14 protein-coding genes and 1 pseudogene are annotated in these 20377 nt (G+C 71.7%); 3 read left to right on the top strand and 12 right to left on the bottom strand.

Translation table 11 applies throughout. The features are described from left to right. Window positions 1-4 precede the first annotated feature (4 nt). From ACZ7L5_RS21125 to ACZ7L5_RS21115, 3 genes are all read right to left on the bottom strand, one after another. Window positions 5-685 carry an AIM24 family protein gene (locus ACZ7L5_RS21125; RefSeq protein WP_362380642.1) on the bottom strand — a complete coding sequence of 227 codons (681 nt, stop codon included), beginning with the start codon at window positions 683-685 and terminating at the stop codon, window positions 5-7. Between the two features lie 11 nt (window positions 686-696). After that, on the bottom strand, window positions 697-2493 hold the full coding sequence (locus tag ACZ7L5_RS21120) for a TerD family protein (RefSeq protein ID WP_471518313.1): 1797 nt from the start codon (window positions 2491-2493) through the stop codon (window positions 697-699). Window positions 2494-2642: 149 nt separating this feature from the next. Then, window positions 2643-3239 (bottom strand): M48 metallopeptidase family protein, encoded by a 597-nt coding sequence (locus ACZ7L5_RS21115; RefSeq protein WP_362380644.1) that lies wholly within the window; start codon window positions 3237-3239, stop codon window positions 2643-2645. A 329-nt stretch (window positions 3240-3568) separates the two neighbouring features. On the opposite strand from ACZ7L5_RS21115, the pseudogene ACZ7L5_RS21110 reads away from it, so the two are divergent. Together ACZ7L5_RS21110 and ACZ7L5_RS21105 are read left to right on the top strand one after the other, a co-directional pair. Further along, window positions 3569-4789 (top strand): annotated as a pseudogene (locus ACZ7L5_RS21110) (ThiF family adenylyltransferase). After that, window positions 4782-6152 (top strand): ABC1 kinase family protein, encoded by a 1371-nt coding sequence (locus ACZ7L5_RS21105; protein WP_471518312.1) that lies wholly within the window; start codon window positions 4782-4784, stop codon window positions 6150-6152. The pseudogene ACZ7L5_RS21110 and the gene ACZ7L5_RS21105 overlap by 8 nt, the downstream one beginning before the upstream one ends. A gap of 6 nt (window positions 6153-6158) precedes the next feature. Here ACZ7L5_RS21105 and ACZ7L5_RS21100 read toward each other — a convergent pair whose 3' ends face one another. The 5 genes from ACZ7L5_RS21100 to ACZ7L5_RS21080 form a co-directional block, all read right to left on the bottom strand. Beyond that, the gene (locus ACZ7L5_RS21100) at window positions 6159-6368 is read right to left on the bottom strand and encodes a hypothetical protein (protein ID WP_471518311.1); all 210 of its coding nucleotides are present in this window, start codon (window positions 6366-6368) and stop codon (window positions 6159-6161) included. Window positions 6369-6512: 144 nt separating this feature from the next. After that, window positions 6513-6836 (bottom strand): hypothetical protein, encoded by a 324-nt coding sequence (locus tag ACZ7L5_RS21095; RefSeq protein ID WP_362380647.1) that lies wholly within the window; start codon window positions 6834-6836, stop codon window positions 6513-6515. Continuing rightward, on the bottom strand, window positions 6833-7201 hold the full coding sequence (locus tag ACZ7L5_RS21090; protein ID WP_363035238.1) for a WhiB family transcriptional regulator: 369 nt from the start codon (window positions 7199-7201) through the stop codon (window positions 6833-6835). Before ACZ7L5_RS21090 ends, ACZ7L5_RS21095 begins: the two co-directional genes overlap by 4 nt. Before the next feature lie 174 nt (window positions 7202-7375). Further along, the gene (locus ACZ7L5_RS21085; protein ID WP_471518310.1) at window positions 7376-7702 is read right to left on the bottom strand and encodes a hypothetical protein; all 327 of its coding nucleotides are present in this window, start codon (window positions 7700-7702) and stop codon (window positions 7376-7378) included. 165 nt (window positions 7703-7867) lie between these two features. Beyond that, window positions 7868-10120: an ATP-dependent DNA helicase UvrD2 gene (locus ACZ7L5_RS21080; protein ID WP_471518309.1), complete on the bottom strand. Its 2253-nt coding sequence runs from the start codon at window positions 10118-10120 to the stop codon at window positions 7868-7870. Between the two features lie 128 nt (window positions 10121-10248). Between ACZ7L5_RS21080 and ACZ7L5_RS21075 the strand changes: the two genes are divergently transcribed. After that, window positions 10249-10491 (top strand): mycoredoxin, encoded by a 243-nt coding sequence (locus tag ACZ7L5_RS21075; protein WP_471518308.1) that lies wholly within the window; start codon window positions 10249-10251, stop codon window positions 10489-10491. 68 nt (window positions 10492-10559) lie between these two features. Here the strand turns inward: ACZ7L5_RS21075 and nudC are convergent, their stop codons facing one another. The 4 genes from nudC to ACZ7L5_RS21055 form a co-directional block, all read right to left on the bottom strand. Continuing rightward, the gene (gene nudC / locus ACZ7L5_RS21070) at window positions 10560-11501 is read right to left on the bottom strand and encodes an NAD(+) diphosphatase (protein ID WP_365060002.1); all 942 of its coding nucleotides are present in this window, start codon (window positions 11499-11501) and stop codon (window positions 10560-10562) included. A 156-nt stretch (window positions 11502-11657) separates the two neighbouring features. Next, window positions 11658-13061 carry a dipeptidase gene (locus ACZ7L5_RS21065; protein ID WP_471518307.1) on the bottom strand — a complete coding sequence of 468 codons (1404 nt, stop codon included), beginning with the start codon at window positions 13059-13061 and terminating at the stop codon, window positions 11658-11660. 10 nt (window positions 13062-13071) lie between these two features. Continuing rightward, a complete protein-coding gene (locus tag ACZ7L5_RS21060) occupies window positions 13072-16788 on the bottom strand; it encodes a UvrD-helicase domain-containing protein (RefSeq protein ID WP_471518306.1) in 3717 nt (1238 codons plus the stop codon). A gap of 114 nt (window positions 16789-16902) precedes the next feature. Further along, on the bottom strand, window positions 16903-20295 hold the full coding sequence (locus ACZ7L5_RS21055; RefSeq protein WP_471518305.1) for an ATP-dependent helicase: 3393 nt from the start codon (window positions 20293-20295) through the stop codon (window positions 16903-16905). Window positions 20296-20377: the final 82 nt, after the last annotated feature.

The following is a 20377-nucleotide window of genomic DNA, read 5'->3' as shown; positions in this document are numbered from 1 at the left end:
CCCCTCAGCCCCGGACCCGGAGACGGTCGGTGCTGTCCTCGCTGGGCTGGACGACGACGATGCCCTGGCCGGAGAAGGCCATCTGGTAGGCCTCACCGCTGCCCCGGCCGATGAGCGACTGCGCCTTGAAGCTGCGCTTGCCCTTCACCTTGAGGTTCGGGGACCAGGCGACGAGCGCGTCCGGGTCGACGTACGTCTCGTCCTCGCCGCCGCCGCAGTCGACGACGATCGGCTTGCCCCGGGAGGTCAGCGCGACCCAGCCCTGCCCGGAGATCTTGGTGTTCCACAGGCCCTGTCCGGCGAACTTCGCCAGGCCCTTCACCCGCTCGACGCCCCACGTCAGATGGGCGTCGAAGGCGAGCAGGTTGGTGGCGTTGACGGAGATGCCGTCGCCGTTGAGGTTGATGATGACGACGTTGGCGCCGTAGTCGGCGAGGTAGAGCAGTCCGTCGCCGGAGCACTTCATCAGGGGTGCGCCCTCGCCGGTCATCCAGTCCTTGGCGATCTGGCGCACGGCCGGCGGGTTGGGCTCGTACTGGACGAAGCCTTCGTAGGCGACCATCGACCCCACGCGTGCGAAGAGGTCGTTCCCGGTCTGCATGGCGATCTTCGCCATGTGGTTGCCGTGGTTCTCCATGCGAGCGGAGACGGGTGCGGGGGCGAAGCCCGCGAGTGGCTGGTTCATGACGGGCTCCCTCAGATCTCGTACGGCTGGACGACGATGAAGTTGCCGGGGGCGGCCCGGAACTGGAGGTTCACGCTCTCTCCGGTGTCGCCGGGGTACGCGTTGCGGCGCATCCGTACCTGGCTGGAGACGATCACCTGGGCCGCGGACGACCAGGCGACCACGGCGTTGGCGTCGGCGAACGTCGTGGGCGTGACCGGCAGCACCACGGGCGTGCCGTGCGTCTTGACGACGATGGTGCCTGTGCCGGTGAACTGCATCGTGAACAGCGCGCCGCCGGGGATACCGTGGCCCTCGATACGGCGGACCTCGTACTGAAGGCTCTCGTCGAAGGCGAGGACGTTCTCGGCGGAAACGCAGATGCCGTCGCCCTGGAGCTCGATGGGGTGCAGCATCGTGGAGTTCTCGGCGAGGAACACCTGGCCCTGGCCGGTACAGCGCATCAGCTGCATCTCCTGGCCGGTCGCGTTGCCCACGATCCGGCCGGAGAACCCGGCGCCCTTGTAGCTGAAGTCGACCTTGCCCTGGTAGAGCACCATGCTGCCCTGCCGGGCCAGTACGGGCTGCCCGCCGATGCCGAGGTCGACCCGGACCATCTTCTTGTTCTGTTGCGTCCAGCGCTGACCGGTGGGCGTCTCCTTGAACTGCTGGAGCGCCGCGGCCACACCGGGGCCCTGGGGTGCACCCTGAGGTGCACCCTGCGGGGCTCCATAAGGCGCCTGCTGGCCCGGGACCTGCCCGTAGGGGGGCTGCTGGCCATAGCCCGGAGGCGGGGTCGGCTGACCGTAGCCGGGCGGCGGGGTCGGCTGGCCGTAACCGGGGGGCGGGGCCGGCGTCTGCGGTGCCTGGGGCTGGGCGTAACCGGGGGGCGGGGCCGGCGTCTGCGGTGCCTGGGGCTGGGCGTAACCGGGGGGCGGCGGGGCGCTCGGGGCGGGCGCCTGGCCGTACGGCGGCTGCTGTCCGGGCTGGCCGTACGGCTGCTGCTGACCCGGCTGGCCGTAGGGCGCGGGAGCCGGGGCGGGGGGCGGCGGGGCGCCACCCGGCGGCGTGATCGGCGCGACGATCGTGGGCTGGGCATGCACCGAGGGCGCCGGGGCCGGAGGCGGCGGCGTGGACCCCTGCGGGGGCGCGAAGCCCTGCGCGGCGGGCTGCGGTGCGGGCGCGGGAGCCGGGGCCGGTGCAGGCGCGGGGGCCGGGGCGCCGAAGGCGGGCGGTGCGAAGCCAGGGGCCGCACCGGCCTGCGGCTGCTGGGCCTGCTGCGGGACTTCCGGCGTCTCCTCCTCGGCGACCTCGCCGCCGAAGTTCCTCAGGAGCGCATCGAGCCCACCGTCGAAGCCCTGTCCGACGGCGGCGAACCGCCAGACGTCCTTGAGGTAGAAGTCGCCCAGCATCACGGCGCGTTCGGTGGTGAACTCCGAGCCGCTGAAGGCGTACCGGGCCACCTCCTCGCCGCCGGCGACGATGCGAATGTACCCGGGGCTGACCTGCGACATCTGTCCGGCGCCATCGATCGTCGCCGTGAAGGACAGCTTCTGGATCTGCGGGGGGATCTTGTCGAGCGTGACGCGGAAGGACTCCGTGTCGCCCGCCTGGGCGCCGAGGAGCTGGATGGACTCCTCAGGTGACTTCGGCTGATTGAAGAAGACGAAGTAGCGGTCGTCCGAGAGCTGTTCGTCGGCGTCGAGACCGAAGCAGCTGATGTCGAACGACAGCCCCGGAGCGGCGATCTGTACCCCTACGTACAGATCGGTGCCCGAGGTGAGGTCACTGATCCTGGCCTTGTGGCCGCGTTGGAATTCCCTGGCCATGCGTAACGACCGTCCCCCATCCCGAATGTGATTGCGTCGCGCCAGGCTAACGGCAAACTCTGACATCGAGCCAAGCCGGTACAGACCCGGTACACAACCCTCGCCCGACCGAACCGGAAGCACCGCCTCCGGGGGTCCTCGGGGAGCGGTCATTCGCCGCGGGCGCCGGGCAGATGAGGCAACCGTTCGGCGGCGACCACGCCTTCCAGGTAGCCCTTCGCCCGCTCGGTGCGGGGATAGCCCTCCAGCAGCCGCCAGAAGCGGGGCCCGTGCCCGGGCACCAGGAGATGCGCGAGTTCGTGAAGGAGGACGTAGTCGACGACGTACTCGGGCATGCCCTGCAGGCGGTGCGAGAGCCGGATGCTGCCCTCGGCCGGGGTGCACGAGCCCCAGCGTGTGTTCTGGTTGGTGACCCAGCGGACCGAGTTGGGCCGCGCGCGGCCGTCGAAGTACTGCGCCGACAGCCGCTCCGCCCGCTCGGCCAGTTCGGTGTCACCGAGGACCCGCTTGCTCTCCTGGGCGGCAAGCTTGTCGAGCATGACGCTCACCCAGCGCTGCTCCTCGGCCTCGGACATCCGGGCGGGGATGAGCACGACGGTGCGATCGCCCTCGCGGTACGCCGAGACCGTCCGGCGGCGCCGGGCGCTTCTGCGGACCTCGATCGCGCTCGCCCCCGAGCCGCTCGACGGCGGGCTCGTCGTACTGCGCTGTGGCGTTCCGGCGCGGTGCAGTGGGTCGGCGGACACGCCCCGACGTTACCCGCTGCGCATGGGGGAAGTCCCGACTCCGGGACGGTTCCGTGCCGATCCCCCACCGTGCGTTTGATTTGTACGACGAATATCCACCGCCTGTGGACAACTTTCGGCGCCGGGTTCCCTGTCGGGGCATGCTGGCTGTCACCGGCGGCGCTGCGACCGAGCTCCACCGGCACACGGGGACGTTCCACGACGGCTACGGGGGCCTGTTCATGCAAGCGACGGTTTCGGCTGTTTCAGGAGATTCGACGGTTCGGTCGACTACATCGTCCACGCCGACTTCAACGGCTCCGCCGGCTCCAAAGGCTCCAATGGCTCCGCTGACTCCCTTACTGAAGCCCGCGCTCAGGCGTGGCTGGCGGGATCTCAACACGGTGCAGTTCGGGATGACTCCGGCGCACGCCCTGACGCTGGGTCCGATGGACACGGCGACGGGCAGTTTCCTCGATCAGCTCGACGGCACTCGCGGGCTGGAGCTGCTGCGCGCAGAGGGCCGCCGGATGGACCTGCCGGACGGTCATGTCGACGGGCTGGTGCGACGGCTGGCAGGGGCGGGACTCGTCGACGACGCGAAGGGAGGCGGGCCGGCCGGCGATGCCCTTCGGCGCAGGAAGGATGTCCTGGACCGGCTGCGCCCCGACCTGGCCTCGCTGTCCCTGACCACGTCCGAACCGGGCGAGGCGATGGGCCGCCTGGCCGCCCGCCGTTCACTGCGCGTACAAGTGAGGGGCGCCGGCCGGGTGGGCGCGATGGTGGCCTCGCTGCTGTCGGGCGCGGGGGTGGGGGAGGTCGACGTGCGCGACGTCGGCCGGGTCGAGCCGTGGGACGTGGCACCCGGCGGGCTGCCCGCGGACGCGGTCGGCGACCGCAGGGACGAGGCCGCCCGTCGGGCCGCACGCCGCTGCGCACCGGACCGGCCACCACGCCGGAGCGCCCAGTCACCTCCTGGGCAGGACGGCGCCGGCCACTCCCTGGTGATCATCGCGCCCCGGGACGACGTCGCGGTGCACGCGCCGTCCCCGTCCGCCGCCGAACCCCTGATCGCTTCGGGTACGCCGCATCTGTACGCCGGCGTCGTGGAGGGCACCGGCGTGGTCGGCCCGCTGGTCCTGCCCGGTGAGACACCCTGTGCGGGGTGTCTCCACGAGGGACGCACCGACCTGGACCCGGCCTGGCCCCGTCTGGTCGCGCAGTGGCGCTCCGGCACCGGACGAACACGCGACGTACGCCCCTGTGATCTCGCACTGGCCACCACGGTCGCCGGTCTGACGGCCGCGCACGCCCTAGCCTTTCTGGATGGACGAGTTCCGTCGAGCGCCGGTGCACGCTGGGAGGTATCGCTACCCGGTCTGAGCTGGTACGCGCGGCCGGTGTGGGCGCACCACGCATGCGCGTGCGGCGCCACGGAGAAAGGTGAGGGAGAACACCCCTCCGAGGACGAGCAGTAGCGCGAGACAATGGCGGAGCAACGGCCGCCGAAGGAGTCACGCCGTGCGGCAGACTCGGAGCGGTCCGCTGGTACCTGGAGGGCGCATGTCTGATCTTCCCCGCAAGGCGGTCACCCGTACCGCCAAGCTCGCCGCGCTCCCGCTCGGCTTCGCCGGACGGGCGACCTGGGGACTGGGCAAGCGGATCGTCGGCGAGTCCGCGGAGATCGTCGGCCGCGAGCTGCAGCAACGCACCGCCGAGCAGATGTTCAAGGTGCTCGGCGAGCTCAAGGGCGGTGCGATGAAGTTCGGACAGGCCCTGTCCGTCTTCGAGTCGGCCCTGCCCGAGGAGATCGCCGGCCCCTACCGCGCGGCGCTCACCAAACTGCAGGAGGCCGCCCCCCCGATGCCGACGCGCACCGTGCACTCGGTGCTGGCGGAGCGGCTCGGCGAGGACTGGCAGGAGCTGTTCCTGGAGTTCGAGGACAAGCCCGCCGCTGCCGCCTCGATCGGCCAGGTGCACCGGGGGGTGTGGCATGACGGCCGTGAGGTGGCCGTCAAGGTGCAGTACCCGGGAGCCGGCGAGGCCCTACTGTCCGATTTGAACCAACTGAGCCGCTTTGCCCGGCTCTTGGGTCCGCTGATTCCGGGCATGGACATCAAGCCGCTGATCGCGGAGCTGAAGGACCGGGTCTCCGAGGAACTGGACTACGGCCTGGAAGCGCAGGCCCAGCAGGCCCACGCGGAGGAGTTCGCCGACGATCCGGACGTCGTCGTCCCTGCGGTGGTCCACCAGTGCGATCAGGTCCTGGTCACGGAGTGGATCGACGGCGTCCCGCTCTCGGAGGTGATCTCCGACGGCACCGAGGAGCAGCGCAACCGCGCCGGCCAGCTCCTGGCCCGCTTCCTCTTCTCCGGCCCGGCCCGCACCGGACTGCTGCACGCAGACCCCCACCCGGGGAACTTCCGTCTCCTGCCGGGCGGCCCGGAGGGTGCGGACGACTGGCGGCTGGGTGTCCTGGACTTCGGCACGGTCGACCGGCTCCCGGGTGGTCTGCCGACCCCCATCGGCGACTCCCTGCGCATGACTCTGGACGGCGAGGCGGAGGCGGTCTACGAACTGCTCTGCACCGAGGGCTTCGTCAAGGAGTCGATCGACCTGGACCCGAACGCCGTCCTCGACTATCTGCTGCCGATCATCGAACCGGCTCAGGTGGAGGAGTTCACCTTCACCCGCGGCTGGATGCGCAGTCAGGCCGGGCGTGTGGCCGACCCCCGCTCGCCCGCCTACCAGCTGGCCAAGCAGCTCAACCTGCCCCCGGCTTATCTCCTCATCCACCGGGTGACGTTGAGCACCATCGGTGTGCTGTGCCAGCTGGGCGCGACGGTGCGACTGCGCGAGGAGTTGGAGGACTGGCTGCCCGGCTTCGTGCCGGAGGAGCTGACGGAAGAGGAGGAGTCGGCGGCGGAGGCGTGAGCGGCCCTACCACCAGGCCGAGTCCAGGCGTCCCTCGATCGCTCTGAGGTTCTCCCTGGAGCAGGTGTCGCAGACGTAGTGGCGAGTGCCGTTCTCCACGGAGCAGGTCCAGGTGGGCTGCGGGGCCTTGGCCCTGGTGCCGCAGCGAGCGCACACGAGGGACTGGGGCTCCGTGGCGGAACCGCCGTTGTCACTGCCTCCGGAAAGACTCGTCACTCAGCGACGATAACTCCGCCGCTGCCCGATCGGCGGTCACAACGCACTGCGGGGGCCGGTCCCGTTCGTACGGAACCGGCCCCCGCGGGGAGCTACCGCCTCCCGGGTCGGGAGGCCACCGCCGCGGTCCGGCGGCGAGGTCGATTACTGCATGACCGCCATGGCGAGCGCGCGGCGGGCGCGCAGCGAGGCCCGCTCGGCCCGACGCTGCATGCGGCGAGCGGTCGCCAGGCGCACGGCCCGGCGTTCCTGCTCGGCCACGTACCGGCGCTCGTGCATATGCGCACGTGCCAGGGCTTCTTGGATGAGTTGCATCTCTCGGTTCCTGTTCTGACGCGAGTCGTTCGCGCCACTGGTGGTGAAGTCTTCAGGCGCGGAGCCTGCGAGCTCGTGGGTGGACGGCTTCATCGGGGCCTGCTTCTGGGGGTCGTGCGTGAAGGGACGGTCGATCGTTCCGGTGGTGTTCATGCCGTGACCGGGTTCTTGCGCGGGCGACCACGCGGCCGCTTCCGGGCGACGACGACACCCTGGACGAACAGCTCGCCACCCCAGACGCCCCAGGGCTCACGCCGCTCCTTGGCGCCGGCGAGGCAGGCCTCCATCAGCGGGCAGGTGCGGCAGAGGGACTTGGCGTACTCGACGTCCGCCGGCGACTCGGCGAAGAAGACCTCCGGGTCGTAGGAACGGCAGGGGACGGGCACGCCGAGGTTCTCGATGGCGTCGTCGAGCGCGGTGAGCGCAGTCAGCGGGGTCAAGGTGGAGTCCTCCGTGGGGCCGGGCTTGGGGATCACGTCTGAAGGCGGTACGGACGGGGCGTGCGCTTCGAGTTGCACGGTTCGTCTTCCTCGTCTGGTCGTTCCGGCCCTGTTGGGCCGGGTGGCGGCTGGTACCGGGTCGTTCTTGTCCCGAGGCCCCTTCGCTCCGTCATCCCTGTTTTGGGACAAACAGAAGGGCCGCGGATCCCGGATGGGGTTCCGCGGCCCTGAAGGCGCCGGCCTGATCGACGATCAGGCTGGATCACTCCAGGGTTCTGGCCCACGGAAGGCCCACATCAGGTGGTGCTGCTTCGTCTGCTTCCGGAATCCGGCACCGGTCGCCGTAAAGGCATAGGCCTTGGCCCGTGCCACTACTGCCGCTTCCAGTGCCTTCGTCGGTCGCTCATTGCCCTCGCGGACAGGAAGACCCGCGAGAGACAGGGCGGACGCCGGACGCGCGGCACGGATGCCGGACAGACCGGTGCCCTGGTTCGAGGCGCCGAGCATGCACAGGGAGGCGACGACCGAGGGATCGGTCATTTTCACGCTGCTGATGGAACTGGTGTTGATGCTGATCACTGGACTCGCCTCCTCTCGGCGTCTAAGGGGACTGGGGTGAACCAGTCCGTCGGGTATGCAAGTAGAACACGGAATTAGGGCCTCCGAGAAGGCCTCCGTTCCCGTGGCTAAGAACCTATGGGGATTGCTGGGGCATGCGCAAACTATTTTTTCGACGAGTTCGTGTCATTCCCCGTCGGAGCCCTCCCCAACCTCCTGGCCTGCACAGATGGCCAGCACATCTGATCCGTAGCGCTCCAGCTTCCGCTTGAGGACGCCGGAGATGCGGGACAGCTCAACCGGACTGGTCGGCTCCGCCTCTGCGATGGCCATCAGGGTCCGGTCCGTGAAGACGCAGAAGTCCGGCTGCCCGCTGAGCCGGGCCTGGACCGCACGCCACTCGCGGAGCCGTTCGTAGAGGCCCTCGTCCATGTCGGAGGGGCAACCCTCGCAGCGCATCAGCTTCATCTCGCCGGCGTCGGTGAGGGTGCGCCCACAGACACGGCAGCGGGCCGGGGAGCGCTGGGTGCGTCTCGGGGCGGCGTCCGGCCTGCTCGTGAAGCCGCGCTCGACACCGCCGGAACCGACAGCGGCGGCGCGTCCTGCGGTGGCGGCCGAGCCGGGGCGCAGTCCGTCGAGGAAGCGGCTCGGGCGGCGATTCGGGCGGCCGCCGGGTGCGCGGGTGAGCGCCCAGGAGACATGGAGGTGCAGCCTGGCGCGGGTGACACCTACGTAGAGGAGCCGGCGTTCCTCCTCGATCTGCTCGTCCGTCTTTGCGTAGGTGATCGGCATCATGCCCTCGGCGACGCCGACCAGGAAGACGACGTCCCACTCCAGGCCCTTGGCCGAATGGAGAGAGGCAAGGGTGACGCCTTGGACGGTCGGGGCGTGCTGGGCGTTCGCCCGCTCGTCGAGCTCAGCGACGAGGTCGGCGAGGGAGGCGCCCGGTTTGGCGGCGGCGAAGTCCTGGGCGAGGTTCACCAGGGCGGCCAGCGACTCCCAGCGTTCTCTGACGGCCCCGGAGCCGGCCGGGGGCTCGGTCGTCCAGCCCTCGCCCGACAGCACGGCCCGGACCTGCGAGGGCAGGTCGACGGCGTCGTCGAGGAGTGAGTCGTTGCCCCCGAAGCGGGCCGCGCCGCGCAGGGCGATGCCCGCCTTGCGCACCTCGGGCCGGTCGAAGAACCGCTCGGCACCCCGCAGCTGGTAGGGGACGCCCGCGTCGGCGAGGGCCTGTTCGTAGGTCTCGGACTGGGAGTTCGTACGGAACAGGATGGCGATCTCGCCGGCCGCAATCCCGGAGTCCATGAGGTCCCGGATCCGGCGAGCGGCCCCCTCGGCCTCGGCGGGCTCGTCCGTGTACTCCGTGTACACCGGCTCGGGACCCGGGTCGCGCTGGGAGACCAGTTCCAGGCGGTGGTCGGCGGCGCGGCCCCGGGCCTGGGCGAGCACGCCGTTGGCGAGGCGGACGACCTGAGGGGTGGAGCGGTAGTCGCGGACCAGCTTGACGACGGTCGCGCCTGGGTGACGGGTGCGGAAGTCGAGCAGATGGTCTGGAGTTGCTCCCGTGAACGAGTAGATCGTCTGGCTGGCATCGCCGACCACGCACAGGTCGTCCCGGTCGCCGAGCCACAGCTCCAGCAGGCGCTGCTGGAGCGGGCTGACGTCCTGGTACTCGTCGACCACGAAGTGCTGGTACTGGGAACGGACCTGGTCGGCGATGTCGTGCCGGTCCTGGAGGATGCCGACGGTGAGCAGCAGGACGTCCTCGAAGTCGATGACCGCGCGGTCCCGCTTGAGGTCCTCGTAGACGTTGTAGATCTGGGCGATCTCGGCCGGGTCGCGGGGGGCGTCGCGGCCCGCCTTGGTGACGGCGGGCGGATAGTCGGCGGGGACGGTCCGGGTGACCTTGGACCACTCGATCTCGGCGGTGACGTCCCGCAGCTCGTTCCGGTCAAGGCGGATGCGGCAGGCGGCGGCCGCGTCGGCGACGAGCTGGATCTTGCGGTCGACGAGCCGGGGCATGGAGCCACCGACCGCTTTCGGCCAGAAGTACTGGAGCTGGCGCAGAGCGGCCGAATGGAACGTACGTGCCTGGACCCCGGCGGCACCGAGCTGGCGGAGCCGGCCGCGCATCTCCCCGGCGGCCCGGTTGGTGAAGGTGACGGCGAGCACGCTGGAGGGCTGGAGGATGCCGGCGCGCACCCCGTAGGCGATGCGGTGGGTGATCGCCCGGGTCTTGCCCGTACCGGCGCCCGCGAGCACGCACACCGGGCCGTGCAGGGCGGTGGCCACCTCGCGCTGCTCGGGGTCGAGCCCTTCGAGCACCGCGTCGGCAGAGTCCGGTACCTGCGGGAAGAGGGTGGAGTGCGTTGCTGCTGTCACACGGCCATGCTGCCAGGTCGCCCGAGACGGCTGTGCCGGTTGTCCACAGGCGGACATTGTTAGTCGCACTAATGCGGCAGGCGTCACGTACCCGGGCATACCCCGGGTGGGAATGGCTCCGCGGTCGCGTACGTTCCCTCATCGGACGACCTGTTTCCCCGAGCCATCAGAGGAGCGCGCGAGACATGCAGGGCACTGTGACGATGTACAGCACCACGTGGTGCGGCTACTGCCAGCGGCTGAAGAAGCAGCTGGAACGCGAGGGCATCGCGTACACCGAGATCAACATCGAGCAGGACCCCGAGTCCGCGGCGTTCGTCGAGAAGGCGAATGGCGGGAATCAGACGGTACCCACGGTGCGGTTCGGGGATGGTTCGACGCTGACGAACCCGTCGCTGGCTCAGGTGAAGCAGAAGATCGGCGTGTGACCGAAGCGCATCCAAGCGCAAAGAGAGGGTGGCCGCCCCGAGCCGGGGCGGCCACCCTCTCTTTGCGCTCAGACGCTGCGGGTCGGTAGCGGCTTGCCGTACCAGAGCTCGATCAGACGGGCCGCGATAGAGATGCCGTACGGGGGCATGACCTCGCCTGAGTCGAAGGCGGCGCGCAGTTCCTCGCGGGAGAACCAGCGGGCCTCGTGGATCTCGTCGCCGTCGACGTTGACCTCGGTGGATGTGGCGCGGGCCATGAAGCCCAGCATGAGGCTGGACGGGAAGGGCCACGGCTGGCTGGCGACGTACTCGACCTGGCCGACGCTGACCCCGGCCTCCTCGTAGACCTCCCGGCGCACCGCCTGCTCGATGGACTCGCCGGGCTCGACGAAACCGGCGAGCGTCGAGAAGCGGCCCTCGGGCCAGTGGACCTGGCGGCCGAGCAGGATGCGGTCGTCCTCGTCGGTGACGGCCATGATCACGGCGGGGTCGGTGCGCGGGTAGTGCTCGGCGCCGCAGGCCGGGCAGCGGCGGATGTGGCCGGCCGCGGCGATCACGGTGCGTTCGCCGCAGCGGGAGCAGAAGCGGTGGGTGCGCTGCCAGTTCTCCAGGCCCACGGCGTGCACCATCAGGCCGGCGTCGCGCGGCGACAGCAGCAGGCCGGCCTCACGCAGGCCGGCCGGACGCGCGGACTGGTCGATGCGGCCGGGCAGCGCGTCCTTCTGGAGGGCGAAGTAGCTGACGCCGTCCTCGTCGATGCCGAGGAAGTAGCGGTGCGCCTCGGTGAGAGGGGCCTCGAAGGAGGGGGTCATGACGAGTTCGGTGCGCCCGTCCGCCGTCTCGTCGACGAGGACCTGAGCGCCGGAGACCACGAAGCAGCGGGTCGTGGGGTGGCTCCACGCCGCCGCGAGCCAGGCCTCGTCGAGCCGGTGGTGGGCGGCGCGGTCGATGCCGCTCGGTGCGGTGAGCGAGATGGGGCGGTCGGCGGTGTGGTCGGTCGAAGTGGTCACGGGTGCTTCCAACTCCCCCAGTGGAACGGTGTGCTTCGGCGGGTGGATCGGCGGGACGTGCGACGGGAGGCGACCGGGGCCATCGGGGCTCGGTGGTGCGGGACGGGCGGTTCAGTGTGCCCCGCGCGCGCTGCCCGTCCGGACGGCCCAGGTGGGTCAGGGCGCATGACGCCAGTTCGCGGCCAGGTCGCCCCACAGGTAGGCGGTGGTCTCGACGCCTTTGAGCAGCAGGTCGAGCTCGACCTTCTCGTTCGGGGCGTGCCAGCCGTCGGAGGGCACGGAGATGCCCAGGAAGAGCACGGGTGCGCCGAGGACGTCCTGGAGGTCGGCGGCAGGGCCCGAGCCGCCTTCGCGGGTGAAGCGGACCGGGCCCTCGAAGGCGCGGCCCATGGCGCGTACGACGGACTGCAGGGCGGGGTGGTCCAGCGGCGTCAGGCACGGGCGCGTGGCCCCGCTGAACGTGATCTCGCAGCGGATCCCGGCCGGCACCTGAGCGTCGGCCCACGCGCGGACGGCCTTCTCGATGTGAGCGGGCTCCTGTCCCGCGACCAGCCGGAAGGAGAGCTTCACCATGGCGGAGGACGGGATGATCGTCTTGCTGCCGGGGCCCTGGTAGCCGCCGCCGATGCCGTTGACCTCGGCGGTGGGGCGGGCCCAGACACGCTCCAGGGTGGTGTGCCCGGCCTCGCCCTGGGCGGCGTACGACTTGGCGGTGCGCAGCCACTGCTGCTCGTCGAAGGGCAATTCGGCGAAGAGCTCGCGCTCGCTGTCGGTCAGTTCGACGATGCCGTCGTAGAAGCCGGGGATCGCCACGCGCGCGTGCTCGTCGTGCAGGGCGGCGACCAGGCGGGCGGCCGCGGTCGCCGGGTTGGGGACGGCGCCGCCGAAGGAGCCGGAGTGGATGTCCTGGTCGGGGCCGTACAGGCGGATCTCGCACTCGGCCAGGCCGCGCATCCCGGTGCACACGGTGGGGGTGTTCTCGGACCACATGCCGGTGTCGGACACGATCACGGCGTCGGCGTGGAGTCGCTCGGCGTGCTCCTGGACGAGAGCGCGGAAGTGCGGGGAGCCGGACTCCTCCTCGCCCTCGATCAGCAGCTTCAAGTGCACGGCCGGCGTGCTGCGGCCGGTGGTCGCGAGGTGGGCGCGGACGCCGAGTGTGTGGAAGAACACCTGGCCCTTGTCGTCGGCCGCCCCGCGCGCGTAGAGACGCCCTTCGCGGACGACGGGCTCGAAGGGCTCGCTGTCCCAACCGTCCTCACGGGCGGCGGGCTGCACGTCATGGTGGCCGTAGACAAGGACCGTGGGCGCCTTCGGGTCGTCGGAGGGCCACTCGGCGAAGACGGCGGGCGCGCCCGCGGTCGGCCAGACCTCGGCGGTCGGGAAGCCGGTCTCCTTGAGCTTGGCGGCGAGCCAGTCGGCGCTGCGGCGTACGTCGGGCGCGTGGTCGGGCTGGGCCGACACGGACGGGATGCGCAGCCACTCGGCGAGGTCGTCGAGGAAGGCGGCGCGGTGCTGTTCGATGTACGTGCGGACAGCGCTGTCCGGGGTCTGGCTCATGGTCACGAGCCTATCGGCCCGCACCGACATCCTCGGTGGGCGGTTCCTCACACTCCGCCTCCGTGACCGGGTCCTCGGTCAGCAACCGCTCCAGTGCCGTCCGGTCCGGCAGGTCGTCCGGTCGTACGACCTCACCGCTGCGGACGTAAAGGAACGAGGCGTTGACCGACCCCAGCGGCACGCCCTCCTGCTCGGCCCAGGCGAGCCGGTACAGGGCGAGCTGGAGCGGGTCGGCGGTGCGGCTCCGGTTGGTCTTCCAGTCGACGATCTCGTACCTCGCCCCGTCGCCGTCGCCCTCCTTGTAGACAGCGTCGATCCGGCCCCTCACGACGCGGCCGGCGATCGCGAGCTGGAAGGGGGCCTCGACCCGGTAAGGCGTGCGGTGCGCGTACTCGGTGCGCTCGAAGGCTTCCTTGAGGGCCTCCAGGTCGCGCTCGTCGGCGATCTCGGCCTCGCTGCCGGGCAGGTCGTCAGGCTCCAGCATGGGCAGCGTGAGCTCTTCGAAGCGGGCCTCGACCCAGGCGTGGAATCGGGTGCCGCGGCGCGCGGCAGGTTGTGGAGGGCGCGGCATGGGGCGCGCGAGTTCCTGCGCGAACCCGTCCGGGTCGGCCGCCAGCCGCATCAGCTGGGACGCGGTCAGCGACGAGGGCAGGGGCACGTCGGTGACGCTCGCGCGGGCGCGCAGAAGCTCTCCGGTGAGGGCGTCGAGGTCGCGGTCCCAGGAGGCGAGGGTGCGAGCCTCCTCGGGGGTGAGGCGTTCCGGTTCCGTGGGATGAGGGTGTGCGCGTGGTCCGCTGGGGGGCTCCGGGGCCGTCGCCTGGTGCGGGATGGTCGGGCGGCCGGTGGGCCGGGGATCCCAGTCGCCGGGGTCCGCCTCGGACGACCGGTCGCCGGCGAAGGAATCGTCGGGGTCGGACACGAAGGAGCTGTCCCGAGGGGAGCGGTCCGCGAAGGGGCCGTCTCGGCGGGAGCCGGCCCCGAAGGACTCCTCGACGATCCCTTCGTCGGCAAAGGAATCGTCGGCAAAGGGATCCCCGGCGAAGGAATCGTCGGCAAAAGGATTGCCGGCGAAGGATTCGTCGGCGAAGGGATCATCCTCGTCGGGCAGATCGTCGTCGGGGAGATCATCCGTGAACGCGTCGTCGTCGTCCGGCGGCGGAGGCCAGTCCGGATCGTCGTACGTGTCCGGGTCGTGTGCGGCGGCAGGGTGGCGGTCCTCCTGGGAGGTGAGGGTCTCCAGGTGGGCCAGGACCGTCTCGGCGGCAGCCCGGCGTCGGGCCAGGGCCGCCCCATCGAGGGGCAGGGGCCACAGCTGGTCGGCGTTCTCCCGGTGTAGGGCCGGGTTCTCCTCGTCCTCGGCCGGCTCGTCGGCCCACGCCTCGATCTCGCCGTACCCGGCCGCGCAGTGCTCGTACAGGGCCTGCAGGAAGTCGGAGGGGCCGCGGGGTTTCTTCTGGGTGGGACCCCACCAGTGGCCGGAGCCGAGGAGCAGGGAGCGGGGGCGGGTGAAGGTGACGTAGCCGAGGCGGAGTTCCTCGGTGTGCTGGTGATCCTTCATGGCCTCGTGGAAGGCCTTCAGGCCGCGGGAGTCCCAGGCGGCGACGTCCGGGAGCGTGTCGGTGTCGCCGCGCAGCTCGTGCGGGAGGACCTTGCCCTGCGCGGTCCACTTCTCGCGGCCCTGGGTGCTGGGGAAGGTGCCCGTGACCAGGCCGGGGACGACGACGACGTCCCACTCCAGGCCCTTGGACTTGTGCGCGGTGAGCACCTTGACGGTGTTCTCGCCGCCCGGGAGGGCGTTGTCGAGCCCCTTCTCGTACTGGGCGGCGGTGCGCAGGAAGCCCAGGAAGGCGAGCAGGGACGCCTCGTTGTCGCCGGCCGCGAAGGACGCGGCGACGTCGAGGAAGTTGGACAGGGTCTCGCGGCGGCGGGCGGCCAGCGCGTGCGGGGACGCCGACAGCTCCACTTCCAGGCCGGTGACGGCGAGGACGCGGTGGAGGACGTCCATCAGCGGGTCGGACAGGGAGCGGCGCAGGTCGCGCAGTTCGGTGGCCAGGCGCGCGAACCGCACGCGCGCGTCCGGCGAGAAGGGCAGCCCGTCGTCGTCCCCGTCGCCGTCCATCGGCGTCTCGAGGAACGTGTCGAGGGCGTCCGCGAGCGAGATGACCTCGGCGGGGTCGACCCCTTCGACGGCCTCGGCGAGGCGGCGGTCCGGGTCGTCGGCACCGTCCACGCGCGCGTAGGACACCAGTCGCCGTGCGCGGCGCCCCAGGAGGGCGAGGTCGCGCGGGCCGATGCGCCAGCGCGGGCCGGTGAGGAGGCGGACCAGGGCGGCGTTGGCCCCGGGGTCCTGGAGGACCTCGCAGACGGCGACCAGGTCGGCGATCTCGGGCAGATGGAGCAGCCCGGACAGGCCGACCACCTCGACGGGGATGTCCTGGGCGACGAGCGCGGCCTGGATCTCGGCGAAGTCGGTCGCCGTGCGGCACAGGACGGCGATCTCGCCGGGTTCCTTGCCGGTGCGGACGAGGTGCGCCACGGAGTCGGCGATCCAGTCGATCTCCTCGCCATGGGTGGGCAGGAGGGCACAGCGGACCGTGCCGTCGCGCTCGGCGCCCGGGGCCGGGCGGAGGGCCTCCACGCCCGCGTGCATGGCGCGCAGGGGCTCAGCGAGGCCGTTGGCGAGGTCGAGGAGGCGGCCCCCGCTGCGGCGGTTCTCGCTGAGCGCCTGGCGGGCGGCGGGGCGCCCGTCGGCGTGCGCGAAGTGCTCGGGGAAGTCGTCGAGGTTGGCGACGGAGGCGCCGCGCCAGCCGTAGATCGCCTGGCAGGGGTCTCCGACAGCGGTCACCGGGTGGCCGGTACCGCCACCGAACAGGCCTGCCAGGAGGACGCGTTGGGCGACGGACGTGTCCTGGTACTCGTCCAGGAGGACCACACGGAACTCGTCGCGCAGGATGGGGCCCACCTCGGGGACCCCGGCGAGCTGTGCCGACAGGGCGATCTGGTCGCCGAAGTCGAGCAGGTCCCGCTCCCGCTTGGCCGCGCGGTAGCGGCGCACGAGGTCGGCGAGTTCCCGGCGGGCCGCGGCCGCCTCGGGGACCTTGCGCAGATCGGCGTTGGTGAGCTTGGCGCCTTGCAGGGTGAGCAGCAGTCCGGCGTCGTATGCGCGCAGGGCCTCGGGCCGTACGAGGTGCTCGGCGAGTTCGGCGTCGAGGGTGAGGAGGTCGCTGACCAGGTCGGCGAAGGAGCGGGTCAGTGCGGGGTAGGGGCCCGGGGCTTCGCGCAGCACGCGCGCGGCGAGCTGGTAGCGGGTGGCGTCGGCGAGCAGGCGCGACGTCGGTTCGAGGCCGATGCGCAGGCCGTGGTCGGTCAGCAGGCGGCCGGCGAAGGCGTGGTACGTCGAGATCACCGGCTCGCCCGGCGGGTTGTCCGGGTCGATGACGTCGGGGTCGGTGACGCCGGCCTTGATGAGCGCCTTGCGGACGCGTTCGGCGAGTTCACCGGCGGCCTTGTTGGTGAAGGTCAGGCCGAGGACCTGTTCGGGGGCGACCTGGCCGGTGCCGACCAGCCACACCACGCGTGCCGCCATCACCGTCGTCTTGCCCGATCCGGCTCCGGCCACGATGACCTGCGGGGCGGGCGGCGCGGTGATGCAGGCCGTCTGCTCCGGCGTGAACGGGATGCCGAGGAGCTCCTTGAGCTGCTCGGGATCGGAGATACGGGCGGACACCTCAGAGAGGCTAGCGGCGGGCACTGACAGTCGATGCCGGATCACCCTTCGATCCGGAAGAGCCGCAGGTCAGCACAGGTGGTGCGATCGGTCACTCCGGTTACTGACGATGCGTTACTCGATCACGTGCCGTCCTTCGGGCCGCGCGCTGCACGACGCCCGGAACGCGCAGTGGGTGCAGTGCTGGCCCGCTGTGGGCGCGAACCGCTCGTCCAGGACCTTGCCGGCCGCCGTGGCCAGCAGGTCGCCGACCCACTCGCCCTCGGCGCCCTCCAGGGGCTCCTGGCCCTGCACCTTGGGAAGCGTCTCGCCGCCGTCGCGCTTGGCGGCGCCCTGGCGCAACTGGACGAGTTCGGCGCCGCCCGGCTCGGGGCGCACGCCGTCGAAGGCCTCGTCGACGGCGCCCTCGTTGACGGCGAGCTGATAGACGGCGAGCTGCGGGTGGCGGGCCACCTCGGCCGCGCTGGGTGTCTGCTTGCCGGTCTTGAAGTCGACGACGTAGGCACGCCCGTCGCCGTCGGCCTCGACGCGGTCCATCTGGCCACGGATGCGCACCTCGAACTCGCCCGCGCCGAGGGTGACGTCGAAGTCGTGCTCGCTCGCCACCGGAGTTCGCCCCGCGCGGTCCATCACGTGCCACTTGAGGAAGCGTTCGAGCGCCACGCGCGCGTTGTCCTTCTCCTGCGCCGACTTCCACGGCGCGTCGAAGGCCAGCGCGTTCCACACGGAGTCGAGGCGCTCCATGAGGACGGCGAGGTCTGCCGGGGTGTGTCCGGAAGCAACCTCGTCGGCGAGGACATGCACGACGTTGCCGAAGCCCTGGGCGACCGTCGCGGGCGCGTCGGCCTTCACCTCGCGGCCCAGGAACCACTGCAGGGCGCAGGTGTTGGCGAGTTGGTCGAGGGCGCTCCCGGAGAGCACCACGGGCTGGTCGCGGTTGCGCAGCGGCACCTTGGACTCGGTCGGCTCGAACATGCCCCACCAGCGGTAGGGGTGCGCGGCCGGGACCAGCGGGCGGCCGTCCTCGTCGGCCAGCGCGGCGAGCCGGGCCAGGCGGCGGGCGGCGGCCTCCCTGAGGGTGTCCGACGCGCGCGGGTCGACCGTCGTCGCCCGGAGTTCGGCCACGAGCGCGGCGACGGACAGCGGGCGGCGCGGGCGGCCCGTCACGTCCCTGGGTTCCACGCCGAGTTCGGTCAGGAAACGGGAGGGCTGATCGCCGTCGTCCGCCGGGGCCTTCACCGCGGTGACGACGAGGCGTTCACGCGCGCGGGTGGCGGCGACGTAGAACAGGCGGCGCTCCTCCGCCAGCAGCGCGCCCGGGGTGAGCGGTTCGGCGAGTCCGTCGCGCCCGATGCGGTCGGCCTCCAGGAGGGAGCCGCGACGGCGCAGGTCCGGCCACAGGCCCTCCTGGACGCCCGCGACGACGACCAGGCGCCACTCGAGGCCCTTGGAGCGGTGCGCGGTCATCAGGCGCACGGCGTCGGGGCGTACGGCACGCCGCGTGAGGGTGTCGGCGGCGATGTCCTCGGCCTCGATCTCCTCCAGGAAGTTCAGGGCGCCCCGGCCGCCGGTGCGCTCCTCCGCGCGGGTCGCTGTCGCGAACAGCGCGCATACGGCGTCGAGGTCACGGTCGGCGTTGCGGCCGGCCGCGCCGCCGCGGCGGGCGGTCCGCTCCAGGCGGGTGGGCCACGGCGTGCCCTCCCACAGGTCCCACAGCGCCTCCTCGGCCGTACCGCCGCCCGCGAGGCGCTCACGGGCCTTGCGCAGCAGCGCGCCGAGGCGCTGGGCGCCACGCGCGTACGTGGGGTCGTGCACGGCCAGACGCTCCGGTTCGGCGAGCGCCCGCGCGAGCAGGTCGTCCGAGGGCGGCGGCAGGGGGTTTCCCGCGGCCCGCTCCTCGTCGCGCAGGGCCCGCCCGAGGCGGCGCAGGTCGGCGGCGTCCATGCCGGCGAGGGGCGAAGCGAGCAGGGTCAGGGCGGTCTCGGTGTCGAGCCAGGAGGCGGCGGGCTCGTCCGTGGAGCCGTCGCCGACGGGATCGCCGTCCTGCGGCCGTACGTCGTGATCCTCGGGTTCACGCGGTACGCCCCCGTCGGTCGGCTCGGTCGACGGGGCCGCCTCGGCCGTGGCCACCGCCCGCAGTGCCGTCAGCAGTGGCGCCACCGCCGGCTCATTCCTCAGCGGCAGGTCGTCACCGTCGATGTCCAGGGGCACTCCGGCCGCCGTGAGCGCTCGGCGCACGGTCGGGATCGTGCGTGATCCGGCACGCACCAGTACGGCCATCTCGCCCCACGGAACGCCGTCCTCCAGATGCGCCCTGCGCAGGATGTCGGCGACGTTGTCCAGCTCGGTGCCGGACGTCGGGTACGTGAAGACCTCCACGCGGCCGCCGTCGCGGACCGGCGTCGGCTCGCGGTGGGCGCGTACCTTCTCCGCCGGAAGGCGGGTCAGCGGCATGCGCTGGGTCAGGAGCCGAGTCGCGGCCAGCAGGCCGGCACCGGAACGGCGGGAGGTGCGCAGGACCTCCACGCGCGCGGGGCGGCCGTCCGCGCGCGGGAAGGCGTGCGGGAACTCCAGGATGCCGTTCACGTCGGCGCCCCTGAAGGCGTAGATCGACTGATCGGGATCGCCGAAGGCCACGAGGCTCCGCCCGCCGCCGGCGAGGGCGTGCAGCAGCCGCACCTGGGCCGGATCGGTGTCCTGGTACTCGTCGACGAAGACGGCGTCGTACTGCGCGGCGAGCCGCTCGGCGGCCTCGGGGCGGTGGGCGAGGAGCACCGCTCGGTGGACGAGTTCGGCGTAGTCGAGCACGCCCTGCATGTCGAGCACGTCGAGGTACTCGGCGAGGAAGGACGCAGCGGCGCGCCAGTCGGGACGGCCGATGCGGTGGGCGAAGGCGTCCAGGGCGTCCGGGCCGAGGCCCAGTTCGCGGCTGCGGGCGAGGACCGCGCGGACCTCGTCGGCGAAGCCACGGGTGGTCAGGCAGGCGCGCAGCTCGTCCGGCCAGCGCACATGTGCGAGGCCGAGCCGCTCCAGGTCCGGCTGGCCCGCCAGCAGCTCCCGCACGGCCACGTCCTGCTCCGGGCCGGACAGCAGCCGCAGCGGCTCCACGAACAGATCGCTGTCCTGGTGGGCGCGGACCAGTGCGTAGCAGAACGAGTGGAACGTGGTCGCCTGGGGCGCACGCGCCGCCCCTATGCGCAGCGCCATGCGGTCGCGCAGCTCCACGGCGGCCTTGCGGCTGAAGGTCAGCACCAGGATGCGCTCGGGGTCCGAGCCGCGGGCGATGCGCTCCGCCACCGACTCGACGAGCGTGGTGGTCTTACCGGTGCCCGGACCTGCGAGAACGAGAAGGGGACCGGCGGCATGGTCAACCACGGCGCGCTGTGCGGCGTCAAGACGAGGGGGAGCCACTCGGACCGGAGGGGTACGCACCAGCCGGTAAGCGCCACTGGCCCCCTGTCGCACCTGGGGGTGCGACAGGCGCCTGGTGGAGAAAGAGGAGCTCACGTGGTTCGCCGGTCCTGGTGGGTGTGCTGGTGGGTCGCCCCTCGCGCGTGGAGGGCGGTGGCTGCGAGGTGAGGGCGACACG

The sequence above is a fragment of the Streptomyces sp. NPDC107528 genome (assembly GCF_055639295.1).
The sequence above is the reverse complement of the archived record's forward strand: the minus strand, read 5'-3'. Positions and strand labels throughout refer to the sequence as shown.

Excerpts from the sequence above, each read along its gene's own strand:
- ACZ7L5_RS21125 (WP_362380642.1), bottom strand. The coding sequence starts at position 685 with ATGAACCAGCCACTCGCGGGCTTCGCCCCCGCACCCGTCTCCGCTCGC.
- ACZ7L5_RS21120 (WP_471518313.1), bottom strand. The coding sequence starts at position 2,493 with ATGGCCAGGGAATTCCAACGCGGCCACAAGGCCAGGATCAGTGACCTC.
- ACZ7L5_RS21105 (WP_471518312.1), top strand. The coding sequence starts at position 4,782 with ATGTCTGATCTTCCCCGCAAGGCGGTCACCCGTACCGCCAAGCTCGCC.
- ACZ7L5_RS21095 (WP_362380647.1), bottom strand. The coding sequence starts at position 6,836 with ATGAACACCACCGGAACGATCGACCGTCCCTTCACGCACGACCCCCAG.
- ACZ7L5_RS21080 (WP_471518309.1), bottom strand. The coding sequence starts at position 10,120 with ATGTCCGCCTGTGGACAACCGGCACAGCCGTCTCGGGCGACCTGGCAG.
- ACZ7L5_RS21075 (WP_471518308.1), top strand. The coding sequence starts at position 10,249 with ATGCAGGGCACTGTGACGATGTACAGCACCACGTGGTGCGGCTACTGC.
- ACZ7L5_RS21065 (WP_471518307.1), bottom strand. The coding sequence starts at position 13,061 with ATGAGCCAGACCCCGGACAGCGCTGTCCGCACGTACATCGAACAGCAC.